Source organism: Pseudomonas sp. PvP027, from assembly GCF_017833005.1.
GTDB lineage: Bacteria > Pseudomonadota > Gammaproteobacteria > Pseudomonadales > Pseudomonadaceae > Aquipseudomonas > Aquipseudomonas congelans.
In genome coordinates this window covers 4,197,972-4,220,330 of record NZ_JAFIBK010000001.1, presented here as the reverse complement: position 1 = coordinate 4,220,330, position 22,359 = coordinate 4,197,972, and the positions used below count along the sequence as shown (strand labels likewise).

General features: G+C 59.0%; 17 protein-coding genes and 1 pseudogene. 7 read left to right on the top strand and 11 right to left on the bottom strand.

The window, feature by feature from the left end; genetic code table 11:
- Window positions 1-7: 7 nt before the first annotated feature.
- The 5 genes from JOE33_RS18230 to JOE33_RS18210 all read right to left on the bottom strand — a co-directional run bounded on the left by JOE33_RS18230 (window position 8) and on the right by JOE33_RS18210 (window position 5,211).
- Window positions 8-1,171 (bottom strand): type III PLP-dependent enzyme, encoded by a 1,164-nt coding sequence (locus JOE33_RS18230; protein WP_003368674.1) that lies wholly within the window; start codon window positions 1,169-1,171, stop codon window positions 8-10.
- A gap of 588 nt (window positions 1,172-1,759) precedes the next feature.
- Window positions 1,760-2,926, bottom strand: coding sequence for an ABC transporter ATP-binding protein (locus tag JOE33_RS18225; protein WP_010436770.1), 1,167 nt, complete (start codon window positions 2,924-2,926; stop codon window positions 1,760-1,762).
- Entirely contained in the window at window positions 2,923-3,576 is a 654-nt protein-coding gene (locus tag JOE33_RS18220) for an ABC transporter permease (protein WP_010436767.1), read from the bottom strand. The genes JOE33_RS18225 and JOE33_RS18220 overlap by 4 nt, the downstream gene beginning before the upstream one ends.
- Window positions 3,577-3,589: 13 nt before the next feature.
- On the bottom strand, window positions 3,590-4,483 hold the full coding sequence (locus JOE33_RS18215; protein WP_010436765.1) for a glycine betaine ABC transporter substrate-binding protein: 894 nt from the start codon (window positions 4,481-4,483) through the stop codon (window positions 3,590-3,592).
- 14 nt (window positions 4,484-4,497) lie between these two features.
- Window positions 4,498-5,211, bottom strand: coding sequence for an ABC transporter permease (locus tag JOE33_RS18210; RefSeq protein ID WP_003340453.1), 714 nt, complete (start codon window positions 5,209-5,211; stop codon window positions 4,498-4,500).
- A gap of 344 nt (window positions 5,212-5,555) precedes the next feature.
- On the opposite strand from JOE33_RS18210, the gene JOE33_RS18205 reads away from it, so the two are divergent.
- The gene (locus tag JOE33_RS18205; protein WP_003396266.1) at window positions 5,556-7,139 is read left to right on the top strand and encodes a peptide chain release factor 3; all 1,584 of its coding nucleotides are present in this window, start codon (window positions 5,556-5,558) and stop codon (window positions 7,137-7,139) included.
- A 345-nt stretch (window positions 7,140-7,484) separates the two neighbouring features.
- Window positions 7,485-7,727, top strand: coding sequence for a hypothetical protein (locus JOE33_RS18200; RefSeq protein ID WP_002555214.1), 243 nt, complete (start codon window positions 7,485-7,487; stop codon window positions 7,725-7,727).
- A gap of 79 nt (window positions 7,728-7,806) precedes the next feature.
- On the opposite strand, the gene JOE33_RS18195 is transcribed toward JOE33_RS18200, so the two are convergent.
- The 5 genes and pseudogenes from JOE33_RS18195 to JOE33_RS18175 all read right to left on the bottom strand — a co-directional run bounded on the left by JOE33_RS18195 (window position 7,807) and on the right by JOE33_RS18175 (window position 12,538).
- A complete protein-coding gene (locus JOE33_RS18195) occupies window positions 7,807-8,424 on the bottom strand; it encodes an FKBP-type peptidyl-prolyl cis-trans isomerase (RefSeq protein ID WP_010434487.1) in 618 nt (205 codons plus the stop codon).
- A 153-nt stretch (window positions 8,425-8,577) separates the two neighbouring features.
- Window positions 8,578-8,886: a DUF6482 family protein gene (locus JOE33_RS18190; protein ID WP_010434484.1), complete on the bottom strand. Its 309-nt coding sequence runs from the start codon at window positions 8,884-8,886 to the stop codon at window positions 8,578-8,580.
- Between the two features lie 108 nt (window positions 8,887-8,994).
- The gene (locus tag JOE33_RS18185; RefSeq protein WP_003313787.1) at window positions 8,995-9,483 is read right to left on the bottom strand and encodes a TIGR00645 family protein; all 489 of its coding nucleotides are present in this window, start codon (window positions 9,481-9,483) and stop codon (window positions 8,995-8,997) included.
- A 122-nt stretch (window positions 9,484-9,605) separates the two neighbouring features.
- Window positions 9,606-9,935, bottom strand: a pseudogene (locus JOE33_RS18180) (hypothetical protein).
- Between the two features lie 167 nt (window positions 9,936-10,102).
- Window positions 10,103-12,538: an ATP-binding protein gene (locus JOE33_RS18175; RefSeq protein ID WP_011268923.1), complete on the bottom strand. Its 2,436-nt coding sequence runs from the start codon at window positions 12,536-12,538 to the stop codon at window positions 10,103-10,105.
- Between the two features lie 276 nt (window positions 12,539-12,814).
- On the opposite strand from JOE33_RS18175, the gene JOE33_RS18170 reads away from it, so the two are divergent.
- From JOE33_RS18170 to JOE33_RS18155, 4 genes are all read left to right on the top strand, one after another.
- The gene (locus JOE33_RS18170; RefSeq protein WP_002555221.1) at window positions 12,815-13,303 is read left to right on the top strand and encodes a DUF3015 domain-containing protein; all 489 of its coding nucleotides are present in this window, start codon (window positions 12,815-12,817) and stop codon (window positions 13,301-13,303) included.
- A 62-nt stretch (window positions 13,304-13,365) separates the two neighbouring features.
- Entirely contained in the window at window positions 13,366-15,219 is a 1,854-nt protein-coding gene (locus tag JOE33_RS18165; protein WP_187624918.1) for a DUF4105 domain-containing protein, read from the top strand.
- 134 nt (window positions 15,220-15,353) lie between these two features.
- Window positions 15,354-15,707 (top strand): lipoprotein, encoded by a 354-nt coding sequence (locus tag JOE33_RS18160; RefSeq protein WP_032615078.1) that lies wholly within the window; start codon window positions 15,354-15,356, stop codon window positions 15,705-15,707.
- A gap of 73 nt (window positions 15,708-15,780) precedes the next feature.
- Window positions 15,781-16,278 carry a GreA/GreB family elongation factor gene (locus tag JOE33_RS18155; RefSeq protein ID WP_187624917.1) on the top strand — a complete coding sequence of 166 codons (498 nt, stop codon included), beginning with the start codon at window positions 15,781-15,783 and terminating at the stop codon, window positions 16,276-16,278.
- A 60-nt stretch (window positions 16,279-16,338) separates the two neighbouring features.
- Here the strand turns inward: JOE33_RS18155 and ettA are convergent, their stop codons facing one another.
- Window positions 16,339-18,003, bottom strand: a complete 1,665-nt coding sequence (gene ettA, locus JOE33_RS18150) for an energy-dependent translational throttle protein EttA (RefSeq protein ID WP_010434472.1) — start codon at window positions 18,001-18,003, stop codon at window positions 16,339-16,341.
- Window positions 18,004-18,386: 383 nt separating this feature from the next.
- Here ettA and JOE33_RS18145 point away from each other — a divergent pair, with 383 nt between their 5' ends.
- Window positions 18,387-22,223 (top strand): EAL domain-containing protein, encoded by a 3,837-nt coding sequence (locus JOE33_RS18145; protein WP_187624916.1) that lies wholly within the window; start codon window positions 18,387-18,389, stop codon window positions 22,221-22,223.
- Window positions 22,224-22,359: the final 136 nt, after the last annotated feature.

Here is a 22,359-nt window from a genome sequence, read left to right as displayed (position 1 = left end):
TGGGAATTTACAGGTAGAACGATTTCAGCGGCGGGAAGCCATTGAATTCTACTGCGCTGTAGCTGGTGGTATAGGCACCGGTGGACAACCAGTACATGCGGTCACCGATGGCCAGGTTGAGGGGCAGACCGTACTTATAGTTTTCGTACATGATGTCGGCGCTGTCGCAGGTAGGGCCGGCGATAACCACTTCTTCCATTTCACCCTTCTTCTCGGTCCAGATCGGAAACTTGATGGCTTCGTCCATGGTTTCGATCAGACCGGAGAACTTGCCCACGTCGGTGTATACCCAACGCTCGACCGCAGTACGCGACTTGCGGGCGACCAGTACCACTTCGCTGACCAGAATGCCGGCGTTGGAGATCAGCGAACGGCCCGGCTCCAGAATGATTTCCGGCAGGTCGTCACCGAAGTCTTCCTTCAGGAAGCGGATGATCTCTTCAGCGTAGGTTTCCAGGCTGTTGGTGCGGGTGATGTAGTTGGCCGGGAAGCCGCCACCCATGTTGATCAGCTTGAGAACGATGCCGTCTTCTTCTTTCAGACGCTCGAAGATCACTTTGACCTTGGCGATGGCAGCATCCCAGACGCTGATGTCGCGCTGCTGCGAGCCAACGTGGAACGAGATGCCGTAAGGCACCAGACCCAGATCGCGGGCAAGAATCAACAGGTCCATAGCCATGTCGGTCTGGCAGCCGAATTTACGCGACAGAGGCCAGTCAGCCGTGGTCGAGCCTTCGGTCAGGATACGCACATAGACTTTCGCGCCCGGTGCAGCCTTGGCAATGTTGCGCAGGTCGGCTTCGGAGTCGGTAGCGAACAGACGCACGCCCTTCTCGTAGAAGTAACGAATGTCCTTGGATTTCTTGATGGTGTTGCCGTAGCTCATGCGCTCCGGACCGACACCACAGCTCAAGACCTTGTCCAGCTCGTAGATCGACGCGATGTCGAAGCTCGAACCCTTTTCCTTGAGCAGATTGATGACTTCAACAGCCGGGTTGGCTTTGACTGCGTAATAGACCTTGGCGAATTCGAAGCCCGCACGCAGGTCGTCATATGCCTTGCTGATGATGTCAGTATCAATGACCACGAACGGGGTTTCTTGCTTGTCAGCGAACGCCTTCATTTTCTTGAAGGTTTCGGCTGAGTAGTAGTCTTCGACATTGATCGGCATGCTGCTGGAACTCCTATTGGCAAACGGTATTGGTCAATGGGTACAAATGAACGCCCTCCGTATCCCCACTTTGGTTCGCCTACTTCCCAAGGCATGTCGCCGAAAGCAAAAAGGCCCTGAAGGGCTGCCTTCCTGGCCTTGCTGTCTCGTCGTCAGTACTTGAGCCGGATGGATCGTTTCCAGCATGGACGTTCGGCGCGAACTTTAGGACCTGAGGGGCCGGATATCAACAAAAAATGTCGCGTTTTTGCACAGGGCTCTTGAGTTGCCTTCCCAAGGACCTGTTTAACCGACCTGCATGACAGGCAGATGTTCCCCGCAGGGTAATAAGCGACTGAAAGGGCCCGGGCAATCCGGCAGTTTTAAAACGGGAAGATCAGCCCTGGACTTCGGCAGAAGAACGGCTGAAGACGGTGATCAAATAGCGGTGGCTACTGACTATCTGGAGCGCGGCCTGCACGGACTATCAAGGGAGGCCTCGCGGATGTCCGGGCATTCGTGCCAGATGCGCGATCTGTTCGTGGTGAAACGGCATATAAAACACGATCAGCCCGATGCCTTTGCGGCACCGGGCTGATCTTTCCAGGCTTATGCCTGTGCTTCGGCTGCAACGTCCGCAGGCGAAACAATACTGGTCTTCATGCCACGCGAACGACCCGAGCTCAGATAAGCCGCAATCGACTCTTGCGTCACTTCACCCAGGAACACGTTCTCGGCATCCAGCACTGGCAGCCAGGCGCGGTTGAACTCGTACATGCGCGACAGCAGGATGCGCAAGTGCTCGTCGTAGGCCGCGGTGGCATTGAACTCACGTATGAACTGCGCGCACGTGCCCTGCTGACGGTGCAGGTCACGACGGCGCACATAGCCCATTGCCTTGTTCTCGCCGTCGGTGACAACGATGTAGCGGCGGTCGTTTTCGTCCATCACTTCCAGCGCATCGGCCACCGGGGTTTCCGGGCTGACTGACGGCGCGTTGTCGGCCGCATCTTCGGCCTTGACCAGCAGCAGACGCTTGAGGGTGCTGTCCTGGCCCACGAAGCTGCTGACGAAGTCGTCAGCCGGATGCGCGAGCAAGGTGTCCGGGTGATCGATCTGCAGCAATTTACCGCCACGGAAGATAGCGATCTTGTCGCCCAGCTTGATGGCTTCGTCGATGTCGTGGCTGACCATGATCACGGTCTTGTTCAGCGCGCGCTGCATCTCGAAGAACTCGTTCTGGATCATCTCGCGGTTGATCGGGTCGACCGCGCCGAACGGTTCGTCCATCAACAGCAAGGGAGCGTCGGCTGCCAGGGCGCGGATCACGCCGATGCGCTGCTGCTGACCACCGGACAGTTCACGCGGGTAGCGATGCAGGTACTGCTTGGGCTCGAGCTTGATCATGCTCATCAGTTCGCGAGCACGATCATGGCAACGCTGCTTGTCCCAGCCGAGCAGCTTGGGCACGACCACGATGTTTTCTTCGATGGTCATGTTCGGGAACAGACCGATCTGCTGAATCACGTAGCCGATGTTGCGACGCAGGGTCACTTCGTCCAGATCAGTGGTGTCTTCGCCATTGATCAGCACCTTGCCGGAGGTCGGCATGATCAGGCGGTTGATCATTTTCAGCGTGGTGCTCTTGCCGCAGCCCGACGGGCCGAGGAAGACGCAGATTTCGCCTTCGTTGACCGTGAGGCTGACCGAATCGACAGCCTTCACTTCTTTGCCGTTGCTCTGGAAAGTCTTGGAGAGGTTCTGGAGTTCGATCATTTCAGTAATCCTTTTGGAGTCAGCGTGCGTTGCAGCCATTGCAGGAGAAGGTCGGCGATGATGGCCAGAATACTGACCAGTACCGCGCCGACGATCAGCATCGACATATCGCTGCGGCTGATGGAAGCAAGAATGAGTACACCCAGACCACCGGCACCGATGGTCGCGGCGATGGTCATGACACCGATATTCATCACCACGGCGGTGCGCACACCGGCGAGGATCACAGGCACTGCGATGGGCAGTTCGACCATGCGCAGGCGCTGGCCGAAAGTCATGCCGATGCCTTTGGCGGCTTCGCGGATACCCGGCTCTACGCCTGTCAGGGCCAGGTAGGTGTTACGCATGATCGGCAGCAGCGAGTAAAGAAATACCGCCGTAATCGCCGGCATCGGGCCAAGGCCCTGGCCGAACTTGGAGTAGAACGGCAACAGCAGACCGAACAGGGCAATCGACGGTACGGTCAGCAGCACGGTGGCGCTGGCTTGCAGCGGACCAGCCAATGCCGGGAAACGCGTCATCAATACGCCCAGCGGCACACCGACCACGATAGCCAGGGTCACGGCGATGCCAACCAGCGTGATGTGCTGCCAGGTCAGGTGCAGGACCTGTGCCCAGTCCAGATGGGAGAAGGCGCTCAAGAAACTCATATCGTCTCCTTCCTTAATTCAATGGGTGCTGGCGCAGAAAATCTGCAGCAACCGTGGATGGGCTTTCATGGCCGACGTCGACGCGAGCGTTGAGGTCGATCATGGTCTGGTTGTCCAGCAGGTCAGCCAGCGGCTTGAGCAGCGTTTCGATGTCCGGATGCTTATCCAGATATTCCTGACGGATCACCGGCGCCGCGGTGTAGTCCGGGAAGTAATGCTTGTCGTCTTCCAGCACTTTCAGTTTGAAAGCATTGAGACGACCGTCGGTGGTGTAAACAAGCCCTGCGAAAACCTGACCGTTCTGCAGCGCGGTGTACACCAACCCCGAATCCATCTGGCGAGTGTTTTCACGCCCCAGATTCATGTCGTAATGCTTGACCATGCCGATCAGACCGTCGGAACGGTTGGCAAACTCGGTGTCCAGCGCGACCAGATGCCCCTCGTTGGCTTCGTCTTTGAAGACTTTGGCCAGATCGGTCATGGTGTTGACCTGCGGGTACTTGTCAGCCACTTTCTGCGGCAGCGCCAACGCATAGGTATTGTTGAATTTCGACGGCGAAAGCCAGACCAGGCCTTTCTTTGCATCGACTTCCTTGACCCGCGCATAGGTCTGGGCGCTGTCGAGTTTTTCGTCGATGTGGTTATAGGCCACCAGCGACACGCCGGTGTATTCCCACAGCAGATCCAACTGACCGGTTTCCTGTGCGCTGCGCGCCAGGTTGCTGCCCAGACCGCCAGTGATTTGCACGTCGTAGTTCTTGGTCCGCAGGTATTGCGCAGTCAGTTCGGCAAGGATGGTCTGTTCAGTGAACACCCGTGCGCCGACACGTAACAGCGGCTTTTCCGCAGCCTGGGCCAATGCCGGAAACAACAAGGCAAAGCCTAAAAACAAGCATATTTTCTTCATGAGAATTCCTTCGCTCAGCGAGCCAGTCCGCGTTCCAGCCAAAGACGACTGGCCAGTATCACCAGACCATCGAGCAGCAGCGCCAGCAGAGCGGTACACGCCGCACCCAGCACCAGTTGCGGCTGGTTGTTCAACGCAATGCCCGGAAAAATCAGGCTGCCAAGGCTGTTGGCACCAATGAGAAACGCCAGCGGCGCGGTCCCGACATTGATCGCCAGCGCGACCCGCACGCCACCGATAATGATCGGTACAGCGTTGGGCAACTCGACACGCCACAGTACTTGGCGCGGAGTCATGCCAATACCGACGGCAGCTTCCTTGAGTGAACCCTGAACGTTTTTCAGGCCTTCGTAGGTGTTACGCACGATCGGCAACAGCGAGGCGAGAAACAGCGCGAAGATCGCCGGGCCGCTGCCGATCCCGAGAATCCCGAGGGCAATGGCCAGAACGGCGAGAGGAGGAACGGTGTTGCCAATATTGAATATCTGCATGAAGCGTTCGGCGCGTCCAACCATACTCGGTCGGCTGAGGGCAATGCCCGCAGGGATGCCGACCACCAGGGCCGCCAACATTGAAACCACAACCAGAATCAGATGGGCCTGAAGATAAAACAGCAGGTCATCCTGGTATTGCTTGATAGTACTAACGCCGATCCAGTGGATCAGCAGGGCCAGGAGTGCGATCGCAACCGCACCTCCCAATAGCCCCTTGCCATAGCGATTTGCCACAGGCGGACTCCTTATTTCAGTCGGCGAACGCGTTGACCTGGACGTCCAGGGGGGACGCCGGCAATAACGTTCGCGAAGAGCAGCGGGTGGGTCGCCGGTAAGGGTTTAACCTCGGCGAAAACACAAGCCATAAGCGCAGCTTCGTCAAACCAACATGCTGATGAATCAGCCCCTTGCGTTGGCTTCGTTGCGAGCCTTGACGGGGGAGTGGACGTCTCCACGACCTGAAAGGTTCCCACACGAGACATTATCTGGCCATCGTTTATTGTCTGAACGGTTCGGTTATTGCCGAGAGTTGAGCTATAATCTGCGCCCTTTTTCAATCCCATCCCAGGCGATTTCCCATGACCCAACAGGCCGCCGAAGTCGCGAAACGCCGCACTTTCGCCATTATTTCCCACCCGGATGCGGGTAAAACCACCATCACGGAAAAACTCCTGCTGATGGGCAAGGCCATTTCCGTCGCCGGTACGGTCAAGTCGCGTAAATCCGACCGCCATGCCACCTCCGACTGGATGGAAATGGAGAAACAGCGTGGTATCTCCATTACCACGTCCGTGATGCAGTTTCCGTATCGCGACCACATGATCAACCTGCTCGACACCCCGGGCCACGAAGACTTCTCCGAAGACACCTACCGCACCCTGACGGCGGTCGACTCGGCCTTGATGGTCCTCGACGGCGGTAAAGGCGTCGAGCCACGCACCATCGCGCTGATGGATGTCTGCCGTCTGCGCGACACGCCTATCGTCAGCTTCATCAACAAGCTCGACCGCGATATCCGCGACCCGATCGAGCTGCTCGATGAAATCGAAGCGGTGCTCAAGATCAAGGCGGCACCGATCACCTGGCCGATCGGTTGCTACCGGGACTTCAAGGGCGTCTATCACCTGGCCGACGACTACATCATTGTCTACACCGCAGGCCACGGCCACGAGCGCACCGAAACCAAAATCATCGAAAAGCTCGATTCGGATGAAGCCCGCGCCCACCTGGGTGATGAATACGAGCGCTTCGTCGAGCAGCTGGAGCTGGTGCAGGGTGCCTGCCACGAATTCAACCAGCAGGAGTTCATCGACGGTCAGCTGACTCCGGTGTTCTTCGGCACCGCGCTGGGCAACTTCGGCGTCGATCATGTACTCGATGCCGTAGTGAACTGGGCACCCAAGCCGCTGGCACGCGTGGCCAACGAGCGCACGGTCGAGCCGGCGGAAGAGAAATTCAGCGGTTTCGTGTTCAAGATCCAGGCGAACATGGACCCCAAGCATCGCGACCGTATCGCCTTCATGCGTATCTGCTCGGGCCGTTACGACAAGGGCATGAAAATGCGCCATGTGCGTCTGGGCAAGGACGTGCGGATCGGCGACGCGCTGACGTTCTTCTCGTCGGAGCGCGAGCAACTGGAAGAAGCCTACGCCGGCGACATCATCGGCTTGCACAACCACGGCACCATCCAGATCGGCGATACCTTCACCGAAGGCGAAGCGCTGGGCTTCACCGGTATTCCGCACTTTGCCCCTGAGCTGTTCCGTCGCGTACGCCTGAAGGACCCGCTCAAATCCAAGCAACTGCGTCAGGGCCTGCAACAGCTGGCCGAAGAAGGCGCCACGCAGGTGTTCTTCCCGCAGCGCAGCAACGACATCATCCTCGGCGCCGTCGGTGTGCTGCAGTTCGATGTGGTCGCCAGCCGCCTCAAGGAAGAATACAAGGTCGAATGCGCCTACGAGCCGATCACTGTGTGGTCAGCCCGCTGGATCGACTGCGACGACAAGAAGAAGCTCGAAGAGTTTGAGAACAAGGCGGTGGAAAACCTGGCCGTGGACGGCGGCGGTCACCTGACCTACCTCGCCCCTACCCGCGTGAACCTGGCGCTGATGGAAGAACGCTGGCCCGACGTGAAATTCCGCGCCACCCGCGAGCATCACTGACAGGCCGATGGCGTAGCTGAATGACGCAGAGCGTCACGAAAGGCATTCCCACGCTGGAGCGTAAGGAACGATAGTTACAGAGCTATCGTGCCGATGCTCCGCGTCGGCATGCCGTTCTGGACGCTCTGCGTCCTGCCCCGAACTTGCGGAGTATCACGAGCGGCTTTCCCACGCTGGAGTGTGAGGAACGACAGGCGTGTCCAAAAGTACGCTCTACGTCCACTCCCGGCTGGCATTCACTGATCTGGATCAACCACTCAGCGCAAAATGAGAATTAATCTCAATAGAGCCTTGCTATTATCCCGATAAGAATTATTCTCATCTGACCTGCACAGGAGATGAGACATGACCTATTTGATCGATGCATGGCTGGACAGACCCCACCCTTACCTGAGAATTCTCCATCGCGAGACGGGGGAAGTGTGTGCCGTACTGGAAGAGGAAGCGCTGGAGGAGTTACGCGATCAGGGCGATCTGGATGTGTGCAGCTTGAGCTCCAGCGAGCCATTGGTGCTCAAGGAACTGGTGAGAAACCTGTTTCTGTTCTGCTACGCGCGGGCGTTGCGCCCTATGGGTGAGTTGCACTGAGCATGAAGCATCAGCACAACTGCGTCGCTGAACGAACCGGCGAGATTCGCTCAGCGACCGTCTGTATCGACCGGGTCGCTTACAGAACGTCCAGCAGTTCGACATCAAACACCAGCACGCTGTGCGGTGCGATGCTGCCTACGCCCTGAGCGCCGTAAGCCAGCTCGCTCGGCACGTGCAGACGCCATTTGCTGCCGGCGTTCATCAGTTGCAGCGCCTCGGTCCAGCCGGCAATCACGCCGCTGACCGGAAATTCGGCAGGCTCGCCACGGTCGTAGGAGCTGTCGAAGACGTTACCGTCGATCAACGTACCGTGGTAGTGAACGCGTACCTGATCTTCACGGCCTGGCTTAGGGCCAGTGCCAGCGGTCACGACTTCGAATTGCAGACCCGAAGCCAGTGTGGTCACGCCTTCGCGCTTGGCGTTTTCAGCCAGGTAGGCCTTGCCAGCGCCCGCAGCCTGCTCAGCCTTGGCGGCTGCTTCAGCCTGCATGATTTCGCGGATGACCTTGAAGCTGGCGGACATTTCTTCCTGACCGACACGGCTTGGCTGACCGCCAAACGCATCGCGCAGGCCTGCCACGATGGCTTCCAGATCGACACCCGGTGGCGGGTTGTCGCGCAACTGATCGCCCAACTGACGACCAATGCCGTAGCTGACGCGGGTTTCGTCGGTGGACAGATTGACTTCGGACATGACACTGCTCCGTAGAGGGGCACGCAGTCGGTAATCGCGCAAAACCTGAACGGCAATCACGCTATACGCTGATGCGCCCCGAACCAAAAGGCCGAGCAGCCTAGCACAATTGCCGCTACAGCCCCTACCGCAGCAGCAATCCGCGACTGGCGATCAGGACCATGAAGACTGAAACGAGATCGGCAGGCGCATCTCGGAGCGGTCATTGACCGGCATGCCGCACAACTCGTCATGGACCACGCAATGGACCAGGTAAAAAGGCACCACAGGTATGTCCTTGAGCAACTCCCGGGCATGCTCTACAGAGCGAAGGTGCAGGGTCTTGCCCGCCTGGTCCTTGAGCATCACCGAAGTGCCATTCATGCGCACATCCAGCAGATAGATGCCGCCTTCGATGGAGATCAGGTTCAACTCGTCGACCCGACCGGCCTGGGCGTGGTCGGTAAATTCCTGATAATTCATGATCGAACCTCCTGCGCAAACGCCTGATGCATCGGAACGGACGTTTTACAACACACCGCGCCGACATGCCAGAAACGATAACACCCGCCCCTCTCGTCCAGCGTCGTCTCAGTGCTTGGTGACCTTGTCCAGATAGCCCATCGCAAACGCCGAGATCACGAACGTCATGTGGATAATGACGTACCACATCAGGTATTCGGGTTTGATGTTGGTGGCGTCCATGAACACCCGCAACAAGTGGATGGAGGAAATCGCGACAATGGACGCTGCGACTTTCATCTTCAGCGAAGACGAATCCATAGTGCCCAGCCAGTTGAGCTTTTCCTTGTCCTCATCGATGTCCAGCTGCGACACGAAATTCTCGTAGCCGGAGATCATCACCATCACCAGCAAGCCACCGACCAGCGCCATGTCGATCAGCGACAGCAGCACCAGAATCAGGTCAGCTTCAGCCAGCGAGAAGATGTTGGGAATGACGTGAAAGATTTCCTGGAAAAACTTCAGACACAACGCCAGCAGGCCGAGGGATAGACCGAAATAGATCGGCGCCAGCAGCCAGCGCGATGCGTACATGGCATTTTCAAAAAAACGTTCCATTGGTACTCGCAAGGTGTTTTAAAGGAGCGGGCGAGTATATCAGCGGTAATGCGCCGCTCTGACCGTGCGACAAAATATCGCACAGCGGCAGCAAGCCCACGGCTGAGGAAACGGATTGAAGACTAGAACAGCGATGAGCGCTGACAGACGGTCCTGTCGCTATCGATACGGCGCAGTTCGGCCTGGATGTGCAAAGCCCAGATAGCGATGTCATCGGCACATTGGTAGCCATGCAACGACAGGCTTTCGATAATGCTGGTCAGTACCGATTGCGCTGCGGGCAGGCCCTTGAAAGGCCCCTAGGACTTGATTGCGGAAGGCTGTTCTTCGGCCATTCCGGCCGCGAAGAGCACCATCCACTGTCCGCTGTCATGAGGGAGAGGCCGGATGACACACTCGATACGGGTCATCAGCCCCATGCATTCTCGGGTAAGGCAAAGGCTACGCTGCATGATGCGCTCCTGATCAGCAACAGTATTCATCCTTCTCATGAAGCAGGATGCACGCCAATCACTTTGGCCACTGCGATCACATCAGACTAGAAGAAAACCATCCTGCAAGAAACTATCCCTGATGAACGGAGCATCGGGCGGCCCCGCACCGCCCGGCTCCTGCGCGGTCAGACCTTGAGTTCAGGCTGCAACTGCGCTGGCTCCTTTTCCAGCTCTTCCTTGAGGTCTTCGTCGCTGAGCATCTCTGCAATATCGCGCAGACGCTCCACCACGCGCGCATTGACGCTGCCTTCAGGGAACTCGCCATGCTCGTCAGGCGCACCGGCGGGTTCGCCAACCAGCAGACTCAACGCCTCATCGGCCTGACGCACCGCGTAGATGTGGAATTGCCCGGCACGGACAGCCTGCACCACACGCTCATCCAGCATCAGCGTGGTGACATTGGCGTGCGGAATGATCGCGCCCTGCTCGCCGGTCAGCCCACGTGCTTCGCAGAGGCGGAAGAAGCCCTCGATCTTTTCATTGACCCCGCCCACCGCCTGAACTTCACCAAACTGGTTGATGGAGCCGGTAATCGCGAAGCATTGCTTGAGTGGCGTGCGTGACAGCGCCGAGATCAGCGTGCAGACCTCGCCCAGCGACGCACTGTCGCCGTCTACGTACCCATAGGACTGCTCGAGCGCGATGCTCGCGGAAATCGCCAGCGGGAATTCCTGGGCATAACGGCTGCCGAGGTAGCCGGTAAGGATCATCACGCCCTTGGAGTGGATAGGCTGGCCAAGGTTGACCTCGCGCTCGATGTCGACGATCCCGCTGCCGCCCGGGTAAACCGTCGCGGAAATGCGCGCGGGTACGCCGAAGGCCGAGTCGCCGACCTCCAGAACCGTCAGACCGTTGCACTTGCCGACTGCCGCGCCGTCAGTGTCGATCAGGATCACGCCAGCCATCATGTCATCGAGAATCCGCGCCGAGACCCGCCCGGTACGGGTGGCCTTGGCCTTGAGCGCACGCTCGATATGCCCGGCGTCGGTCTTGTCGTCATTGGCCAGTTGCCGGATGAAATCGGCCTCGCTGACCAGTTGGAACAGGTCACCGATACGCGCCGACAAACGCCCCTGATGCTCGGCCAAGCGGGCGCTGTAAGTCGCCAGTCTTGCCACCGCGTCGGCGGTCAAAGGCGCCATGCCCTCTTCCGAGGTCCGGGTCTTGAGCAACTGAGCGAATTGCTCAAGCGTCTCGTCGACCATCGGAATCTCTTCGTCGAAGTCGACCAGCACTCGGAACATCTCCTGGAAGTCAGGATCGAGGTCCTGCAGGGTGTAGTACAGCGAGCGCGAACCGATGATGATGATTTTGACGTTCCACGGGATCACCTGCGGCGTCAGGCTCACGGTGGCAACGCGGCCGAGCTCGCCCAGCGGCGACTCCATCTTCAGCTTGCGCGATTGCAGGGTACGCTTGAGCGCATCCCAGACGAACGGCTCGCCAAGCATTTTTTCGGCTTCCAGAATCAGGAAACCGCCGTTGGCGCGATGCAGCGCGCCGGGGCGCAGTTGCCGGTAGGTGGTGTACAACGCGCCCTGATCGGTGCTGTATTCGATGCGCCCGAACAGGTTGTCATAGGTGGGGTGCTGCTCGAAAACCACCGGTGCACCGCCATCACGGGTATTCCCGACCACCAGACTCGGGCTGTACTGCTCTTCCAGCAGCTTGCGCGCCTGGGCGTCGGTCTTGGCATCATCGACCAATTGCTCGACCAGAGTCTTGAGCAGGTACACCTGCATGGCCTGCAGATAGGCGCAGACCGCAGCGTTCTCGGCGTATTTTTCCGAGAGAGGGGCCAGCAAGGGTTGCAGGGTCAGGGTGATGGTTTCTTCATTCAACTGACGCAGCTGATTGTTGGACTCGCGCTTCCACTGCGGCAGGCTGGCCAGCTCTTCGTTGAGACGCTCCTCGAGCGCGGAGATATCTTCATGGAAGCGCTCGCGATCCGCTTCGGGCAGTTGCGAAAACTCGGCCTCGTCCAGCGCCTTGCCATCGGCCATCGGCGTGAACGCGATGTTGGAGCTGTCGCGATACAGCGCGATGTCTTTTTCCAGCGACAGGCGCTCGATGACATCAAGTGCGCGGTCGTAGCGCTGATTGAACGCGCGGTCGATCGAGCTTTTTTTCTGTTGATACGAGGGATGCTCGAAAACCGCCGGGAAGGTCACCAGCAGGTTGTCGATCAGGCCGCCGATGTCGGCGGTGAATTCATGAGCGGTACCAGGCGGCAGCTCGAGAGCCTTGGGCTCGCGGGGCTCGTCGAAATTGTTGACGTAGACCCAGTCCGACGGCGTCTGCATCCGCTTGCCTTCGGCCTTGAGGTAGCGTTTGACGAACGAAAAGCGCCCGGTGCCGGGCTCACCCATGACAAACACGTTGTAACCGGGGCGCGGCATGGCAACGCCGAACTGCAGGGCCTCTACGGCTCTCTCCTGGCCAAGGACACCGCGAAAGGGTTCGAGCTCGTGGGTGGTCGCAAAGCTGAACTGCTCAGCGGAAAACGGACGGGTCAGCGCGTTGGGCGCCAGGCGTAGGTTGGCTGCGACAGAATCGGGCATCAGTAATCCTTACATCAGGCGGGGCAGATGTCGGCATTCTGGCGCTCGCTGTACACGACTTGCAAGGCAGGAAAGAGCCGAAAGGCATTTGCGTGGGTACTGCCATGAGCCGCGTCCTGAAAAAAGCCTTTTTCAAGCAATAATCTGTAATCGATGACGGAACCCTTGGAACGTGCCTAAACTCCAAACTGAACAGGTGGTTGCTGGTTGGCCGTCTGTCTTGATGTAACGACTCAAGAAACTCGACCCTTGGCTGAACTAAAAAGAGAAAAAGCTATGAAACGGATTCTTCTTGGAACGCTCTTCGCCGCTGTATCGATCAACGCTATGGCTCAAGCACCAGGCGGTCCTGACTGCGGTTGGGGCAACATGCTGTTTGAAGGTCAACGCGGTACTCCAGCTCACTTCCTGGCTTCGACCACCAACGGTACTTCGGGTAACGCCACCTTCGGCATGACCTCCGGCACTAACGGCTGCTCCACCAACGGCGCACTGACCTATGGCGGTAAATCCTGGCTTGCCATGAACGGCATGATGGATGAACTCTCCAAGGACATGGCCATGGGTCAGGGCGAAGCTCTGACGACCTACGCTGTGGTACTGGGCGTTGCACCAGAAGACCGCGAGCACTTCGCCGCCGTCACTCACGAGCACTTCTCGCAAATCTTCAGCAAGGCCGACGCCACTGCCGAAGACGTTCACACCAACACCGTCAATGTTCTGAAAAACGATCCGACTCTGGCCAAGTACGCTACCCAGGCTTAAAGTCGTTCGCCCGCCCTTTCTTCGTAAAGGGCGGGATCCCCTTTTCTGACTAGTTGCCCTCTATGCTCAAACGTCTTGTATCGCTGGCGCTGTTTGTCTGTGCCCCCTTGTGCGCGGCACCTCATGCCAGCGCTGACCGTTTGCAGCAATTGGCCAATCAGCCGTTCTGGATTTCCCTGGGTCACTACGAAGCCGGCAAGCTCGGTGGCTGGCGCAGCTATGTCACAGACCCGAAATTCTTTCTCGCCGCCAACGGTGCACACGACCCGCAGGCGGAGCTGAGCGCTACACTCAACGCTATTTACGCACCGGTCAGCAATGAGCAGACCCACGCCCAGTGCGTGTACCCGGCACGCACCCGCTGGCTGCGTGACCAGTTGCACCTGACGGACCTGCCGACCCCGGACTGCAAGGAATTCAAGGCCTGGTACAAGGATGTGGCCCCGGACAGCACGGTGCTGATTTTCCCGGCCGCGTACCTCAACAGTCCCTCGTCGATGTTTGGCCATACGCTGCTGCGCATCGATCCGGCCAGCGCGAAGACCAACAACACCACCTTGCTGAGCTACGCGATCAACTTCGGTGCCTACATCGAAGGCATGGACAACAGCATTCTGTATGCGTGGAAAGGTCTGGCAGGCGGCTACCCGGGGTTGTTTGCGCTGGTGCCGTATCAGGAAAAACTCTCGGAATACCGCAGCCTGGAAAACCGTGACCTGTGGGAATACCGGCTGAACCTGACTGCGGAAGAAACCGGGCGCATGGTCGAGCACGTCTGGGAGCTGAAACAGATCCGCTTCAGTTATTTCTTCTTCGACGAAAACTGCTCCTACCGGCTGCTGGAATTGCTGCAAGTCGCCCGCCCTGGCCTGAAACTTACCGATCAGTTCGGCCTGACCGCGATCCCGACCGATACGGTCAAGGCGATCAAGGCCGCCGGGCTGGTGGAGAAGATCGACTATCGCCCGTCACGCGAACGCGAGTTGCTGAGCCGCGCCGAACCGCTCGATGCAGACGAGCAACAGTGGGTATTGAAAGTCAGCGCCGATCAGAAACAACTGCAGAACAGCGAGTACCTCGCGCAGCCCAAAGAACGCCGCGCGTTGATTCAGGACGCCGCCTATCGTCTGGAGCGTTACCGCGCCAACGGTCTTGAGCGCGATACGCAACGCTCGCAACGCAGCTTCGAGCTGTTGCAGGCGATCAATCAGAACCCGCCGCCACAACTGGACATCCCGCGCCCCGGCCTGCCGGAAGAAGGCCATGAATCACGCACCTGGCAGCTGGGAGCGGGCACACGCGGTGACAAGGCGTTTGCCGAATATGGCCTGCGCATGGCCTATCACGACCTGAACGACAACGCCTATGGCTTCCCGCTGGGCGCGCAGATCGAGATTCTTCAGCTCAAGGTGCGTCAGTACGAAGGCAATGACTGGCAGGTGCAGCAACTGGACCTGGCGACCATTCGCTCACTGACTCCGCGTACCGAGCTGCTCAAACCCTGGTCATGGCAAGTCACCGGCGGTCTGGAACGGGTTCTCGGCAAGCACGGCGACGAAAACCTGGTCAGCCACGTCAACGGTGGTGGCGGCGGCACCTGGCAGCTGGCCGACGACATGCTCGGCTTTGGATTGGGCACCGTGCGGGTCGAGCACAACAACGATTTCGCCGAATTCATCTCCCCTGCCGCAGGCTTCAACACTGGCGTGCTGTGGCGCAACCCGCTGGGCAACCTCAGCCTGGAAGCCAAGGGCGACTATTTCACCAACGGCGAAGTACGCCGCAGCTTCAGCCTCAACCAGCAATGGGAACTGTCCCGCAACCTCGGCCTGCGCCTGAGCGCCCAGCGCGAATTCAGCCAGATGAGCTCGCCGCAGAACGAGGTGATGCTCGAGGTGAAGTGGTATCACTACTGACCGGGTCAGTAGTGAATCGCTGGCAGTGTTCGCCGAAAATAAAAGCACACTGCCGTTACACGCTCCCTACATCGCTTTTACGAATAACTCACAATTTACCTTCTAGACTCCTCTCATAAGCAGAGGGAATCACCATGAAGCGGTATTGGCTGTTGTTGTCGCTGGCCATCGTGCTGGCGGGTTGTCAGTCCACCCGTGACCAGATGCTGGCCGAGGGTTATCCGCCGGGTTTTGCAGACGGCTATCAGGATGGCTGCAGCAGCGGCAGGGACGCAGCAGGCGCCACTACCGGCCAATTCCGCAAGAACGTGCCCCGTTACCTGAAAGACAAGCTCTACGCCGAAGGCTGGACCGATGGCTTTCGTCAGTGCGAGACGTCCCAGGACAATCGCGACCGGCTCGATCCCGGTCAGGTCTTCAATGAGCGTGACCGCGCCTGGGAGCGGGAAAAGACCCGAAGTGCCGCCAAGGCCTACCGCCCGAACTGATCCGACACTTGCGCAATTCGACGAAACCAATGATGCCCTGCTGTGGCCCAAAGCCTATTAGGGAGGACATTTCATGAGCCGCGCATTCGTAAACGAAGACAACGCTGCCGCCGAGGCCGAGCAACCGGTAGAGCGGCTGGTCAGTACGCAAATCAACTACGTCACTGTCGAAGGCCTGACCTTGTTGAAGAAACACGTCGGCAGCCTGCAGGCGCAGCACAGTACGCAAACTGCGTTGGGCGAAGCGGCGGACAAGCAGCGACTGGCCGACCTTGAACGCGATTTGCGTTACTTCAATCAGCGCCTACAAAGCGCGCAGGTCGTCGCACCGGCCGTGTCGACCGAAAAAGTGCAGATCGGCAGCTGGGTGACGTTCGCGGATGAGCAGGATAACCAGCAGCGCGTGCACTTGGTCGGAGAGGATCAGGCCGATGCAGCCAAAGGGCTGATCAATTGGGGGTCGCCACTGGGCCGCGCCCTGATTGGCGCGCAGAAAGGCGATGAAGTGTTGTGGCAGCGCCCGGCGGGCGATCAGTCGATTGAAGTGTTGCTGATCGAACCTGACGCGTGAGCCAGGCCAACCGACGGCAGCGCCGCTCCTTGCAAAGAGCGGCGCGTGCCTGAACGCTGATCAGGCCAGCTTTTTGTGACGCACTCGATGCGGTTGAGCAGCAGCTTCGCCCAGACGCTTCTTGCGATCCGCTTCATACTCGGTGTAGTTGCCTTCGAAGAAGATCGCTTGCGAATCGTCTTCGTACGCCAGGATGTGCGTGGCGACACGGTCAAGGAACCACCGATCGTGAGAGATCACAATGGCAGCGCCCGGGAAGTCTAGCAGCGCTTCCTCCAGTGAACGCAGGGTTTCCACGTCGAGGTCGTTGGACGGTTCGTCGAGCAGCAGCACGTTGCCGCCCTCTTTCAGGGTCAACGCCAGGTGCAGACGACCACGCTCACCACCGGACAAGTCCTTGACGAACTTCTGCTGATCGCCACCCTTGAAGTTGAAGCGACCGACATAGGTACGCGACGGAATCTCATAGTTGCCGATACGGATCACATCGGAACCGTCTGACACTGCCTGGAATACCGACTTGCTGCCGTCCAGGTCATCACGGCTCTGGTCCACGCAGGCCAGCTGCACGGTTTCACCGACTTCGATGCTGCCCGAGTCCGGCTGTTCCTTGCCCATCAGCATGCGGAACAACGTCGACTTACCGGCACCGTTACCGCCGATCACACCCACGATGGCGCCTTTGGGCATGGAGAACGACAGGTTGTCGATCAGCACGCGGTCGCCATAGCCCTTGGTAACGTTCTTGAACTCGATAACCTTGTCGCCCAGACGTGGACCGGCCGGGATGTAGATCTCGTTGGTCTCGCTGCGCTTCTGGAATTCCTGCGACTGCATTTCTTCGAAGCGTTGCAGACGCGCCTTGGATTTGGACTGACGCGCCTTGGCACCCTTGCGGACCCATTCCAGCTCGTCTTTCATGGCTTTTTCGTGAGCGGTCTGCTGCTTGGATTCCTGCGCCAGGCGGTCGGACTTGGCTTCAAGCCAGCCCGAATAGTTGCCCTCGTAAGGAATGCCCGCGCCGCGGTCGAGTTCCAGAATCCAGCCAGCCACGTTATCCAGGAAGTAACGGTCGTGCGTGATGGCAACCACAGTCCCCGGGAAGTCGTGGAGGAAATGCTCCAGCCAGGCGACAGAGTCGGCATCCAGGTGGTTGGTCGGTTCGTCGAGGAGCAGCATGTCCGGTGCGGAGAGCAGCAGGCGGCACAGCGCGACACGGCGCTTTTCGCCACCGGAAAGGACCGCAACCTTCGCATCCCAGGCCGGCAGGCGCAGCGCGTCGGCGGCGACTTCCAGCTGACGCTCCAGGTTATGGCCATCGCTGGCCTGCAGGATGGATTCGAGCTTGGCCTGCTCGGCCGCCAGCTTGTCGAAATCAGCATCCGGCTCGGCATATTCGGCGTAGACCTGATCGAGACGCGCCTGGGCGTCCTTGATCACGCTGACCGCCTCTTCCACGACCTCACGGACCGTCTTGTTCGGGTCAAGTTGTGGCTCCTGCGGCAGATAACCCACATTGAGCTCCGGCATCGGACGCGCTTCGCCATCAAACTCGGTGTCGACACCCGCCATGATTTTCAACAGCGTGGATTTACCCGAGCCGTTGAGGCCCAGCACACCGATCTTGGCACCGGGGAAAAAAGACAGAGAGATGTTTTTCAGGATTTCACGCTTCGGCGGCACAACTTTGCTCAGCCGATGCATGGTGTAGACGTATTGAGCCATGAAATGAAAACCTAGCGTCTGTAATGAGGACCGATTTGGGTAACGAGCTTAAAGCTCCGGCCGGAAAAAAGCTTTTATTTGTCCTTGAGACTTGCCGCGAGACCGTTCCGAGCCTTGAATAAACTCAGTTGGAAACATATCGGGCCAGTGCTGGCAAATATAAAGCCTGATTGATATTGCAAAAAGTGGAGTCACTCATGCAGGAGTCGGTGGATACCACGCGTTGCGCAAAGCTACCCGAATGCTGCGTGCAGGGCAAACGATACGGCCCGACAGGACTGGCACTTTGCCACAACTAAAGGCATGCTAGCCGCCCTCTTCGGCCGACCCAGCTATTTTACATAAAGCATCACTGCTTCAGCCCAGCAGTCAGGAACAGCGATTTGCCCACTTCAACGCCTCTGTCCTCATCCAGTGTCGCTACAGACAGTGCGACCAGGCCTTTGCGTGGGTCAGTGAAAGGCATGCTGGCGGGGCTGGTACTGGTGGTGCTTGCCCTGTTGCTCTGGCAACTGATCGAGCAGTTTCACCAGACTCAGGAGCGCCAGCGTCAGCGCAGTCTGGAGTACAGCGTCCAGCTTTCCGACCGGATGAGTCTGAACATGGCGCTCAAGGCGCAGATCGCCATGAATCTGCTGGACGAGGCGCTATCCTCCGGGGAGCGGCTGGAGCAGCCGACGACGCTGCTGAACCTGCGCACTGCCCTGCCCGCGCTGCGCAGCGTCGCTCGCCTGAACCCGGAGGGTGAGATTGTCAGTGACAGCGCTGAGGCCTCGCGCGACGGTGAGTTTCTCGAACAAGCCATGAAACAGGCGCGGGGTCGCCCCTACTTCTATACCGGCTCCGAAGACGGCAACCAGATCTATGTACTGATTCGCCTGGGCAACGGCGTGAGCGGCGATTACTGGGCATTGCGCGTGGCGCCCGAAGCCTTGAAGGAACTTGCCAGCCAGCCGGCTCAGGACTTTCAGCACCTGTGGCGTCTCGAACAGCGCAAGACGCAGCGGGTCATCCTCCATGAACCGGTGCCCGCCAACGAAGCGGACAGTGGCCTGTCCGACACCATCCTGCTTCAACCGCTGAACAACAGTGACTGGCAACTGCGAGGGCTGTTCGACACCTACAAGGCCCGCAGCGAACTGCTTGCGCCACTGATCGGCAAGTGCCTGATAGGCCTGCTGCTTTCGATTCTGCCGTTGATCGCGCTGATGAGCCTGCGCAGACGCCAGCGCCAGATGCTGCAGAGCCGACGCCGCTACCGGGATATCTTCGAAGGCGCGGGCGTCGCAATCTGTGTAATGGACATGTCCGGCCTTCAGGAGCAACTGGAAGCTCTCGAGGTCAGTACCGAAGAGGACTTCGAGCGTCTGCTCAAGAGCCAGCCGGCATCTCTTAGACGCCTGTTGCAGCAATTGCACATCAGCGAACTCAACGAAGTTGCCCTGAGCCTGCTGAACATCGAGCACAGCGAACAGGCATGGCAACCGTTGATCGAGGGCGAATCGCGCTCGCGTCCTGGCGTCGGCATTCCGATCATTCAGGCGGTTCTCACCGGGCAGCCACGGCTGGAACTGGAAATCTGTCTGACCCGCGCAGACGGTCAGGATCAGCACCTGTGGCTGGTCATGCGCCTGCCCGAGACACGCAGCGACTTCGATGCCGTGATTCTCAGCATTGGCGACATCACCAGCCGTAAACAGGTCGAGCTGTCGTTGCTGGACCGCGAGAGCTTCTGGTCCGACGTGGTAAGAACCGTACCAGACCATTTGTACGTTCAGGACGTGCTCAGCCAGCGAGTGATCTACAGCAACCACCACTTCGGCTACACGCTGGGTTACAGCAAGTCAGAACTGCACGCCATGGGCGAGTTCTTCTGGGAAGTCCTGCTGCACCCTGACGACGCCCGAAACTATCAGGACATGCGCCTGCGCCAGCGTCACCACGGGCACAATGAATTACTGCAACGCGTGCTGCGCTTCCGGGACCGCGAGAGCAACTGGCGGTCTTTCGACATTCGCGAGCAGGCGCTGGCCTGGGATGCAGAGGACCGGGTCACCCGTATCATCGGCATTGCCAAGGACATTACCGAGCAGGTCGCGTCCAGCCAGTCGCTGCGTGACAGCGAACAGCGTTACCGCATGCTCGCTGAAAGCATCAGCGATGTGATTTTCTCCACCGACGGCCGGCTGGCAGTCAACTACGTCAGCCCTTCGGTAGAACGTGCGCTGGGCTACAGCGCCGAGTGGATCCTGCAGAACGGCTGGTCCGCTGCCATTGCCAACCCCCAGCAAATAGTCGGTTTTGATGCACTCATGGACCGCATCGACAAGGTCCTCGACAAACCTCAGGAACTCGCCAGGCTGCGCGAAGAAGTCACCATCCGAATGTTCCTGTTCGACTGCCTGCGTGCCGACGGTAGCAAGATCCCGGTGGAACTGCGCGTGGTTCTGGTGTGGGGTGAACACGGCAATTTCGAGGGCATCTTCGGCGTGGGCAGGGACATCAGTCAGCAGCGTCGGGCCGAGAAAGACCTGCGCATGGCTGCCACGGTATTCGAGCATTCGACTTCCGCCATTCTGATTACCGACCCCGCCGGCTATATCGTGCAGGCCAACGAGGCCTTTACCCGCGTCAGTGGCTATGAAGTGGCGCAGGTGCTCGATCAGTTGCCGGGCATGCTCACCGTGGAATCCGAACAGGAAACCCGCCTGCGCCATATCCTCAGGCAGTTGAACGGACAAGGCACGTGGGAAGGTGAAATCAGGCTCAAGCGCCGTAACGGCGAGCACTATCCGGCCTGGGTCGGCATTACCGCAGTCCTCGACGATGAAGGCGATCTGGCCAGCTACGTGTGCTTCTTCAGCGATATCAGCGAACGCAAGGCCAGCGAGGACCGGATCCACCGTCTGGCGTACTACGACGCGCTGACTCACCTGCCCAACCGCACCCTCTTCCAGGATCGCCTGCATTCGGCACTGCAGCACGCCGAACGCCAACAGGCCTGGGTCGTGCTGATGTTCCTCGACCTCGACCGTTTCAAACCGATCAATGACTCACTGGGCCATGCTGCCGGCGACCGGATGTTGCAGGAAATGGCCACGCGGCTGCTCGCCTGTGTGTCGGTTGACGACACTGTGGCGCGCATGGGGGGTGATGAATTCACCCTGCTCCTGGAACCGGATGAAACCCGCGAAGCCGCGCTGAATCGCGCCATTCACGTTGCCGAACGCATTCTGACCAGCCTGATTACGCCGTTTGTACTGGAAGGCCGCGAGTTCTTCGTGACCGCCAGTATCGGCATTGCCCTCAGCCCGCAGGACGGCAAGGAACTGAGTCAGTTGATGAAGAACGCCGACACGGCGATGTATCACGCCAAAGAGCGCGGCAAGAACAACTTCCAGTTCTATCAGGCGGACATGAATGCCACGGCTCTGGAGCGTCTGGAGCTGGAAAGCGACTTGCGCCATGCCCTGGAGCAGAAGGAGTTCACCCTCTTCTACCAACCGCAGTTCAGCGGCGACGGCAAACGCCTGACGGGCGCGGAAGCCCTGTTGCGCTGGCGCCATCCACGCCGCGGACTGGTGCCGCCCAACGACTTCATCCCGGTGCTCGAAGAGCTCGGGCTGGTCGTGGAGGTCGGCGACTGGGTCCTGACCGAAGCCTGCCGCCAACTCAAACACTGGCATCAGGCCAGGGTTCGCGTGCCCAAGGTGTCGGTCAACATCTCGGCACGGCAGTTCTCGGACGGTCAGCTCGGCAAGCGTATCGCCCATATACTCGAACAGACCGGCCTGTCGCCCGCCTGCCTGGAGCTGGAACTGACCGAAAGCATCCTGATGCGCGAGGTCAACGAGGCCATGCAGATCCTCGATGGCCTCAAAAACCTTGGCCTGAGCATCGCAGTCGATGACTTCGGCACCGGCTACTCGTCGCTGAACTACCTCAAACAGTTCCCGATCGACGTACTGAAGATCGACCGCACCTTCGTCGATGGCCTGCCGTCCGGCGAGCAGGACGCCCAGATCGCCCGCGCTATCATCGCCATGGCCCACAGCCTGAACCTCTCGGTGATCGCCGAAGGCGTGGAGACCCATGAGCAGCTGGAGTTTCTTCGCGAACATGACTGCGACGAAGTGCAGGGCTACCTGTTCGGCCGCCCGATGCCCCCCGCGCAGTTCGAAGCGCAATTCAGCAATGACGCATTGTTCATGCTGGATTGAGGGCAAGCCTGGCGCCCCGGCCATCGTACATTTGAACGATAGCCGAACCCTTGAATATGAGTAGACTTGAGCCACTGCCTCGCACAGCGTCAATGACAGCGAGCGCTCTACCCATAACAAAGAACACAAGGGGGTA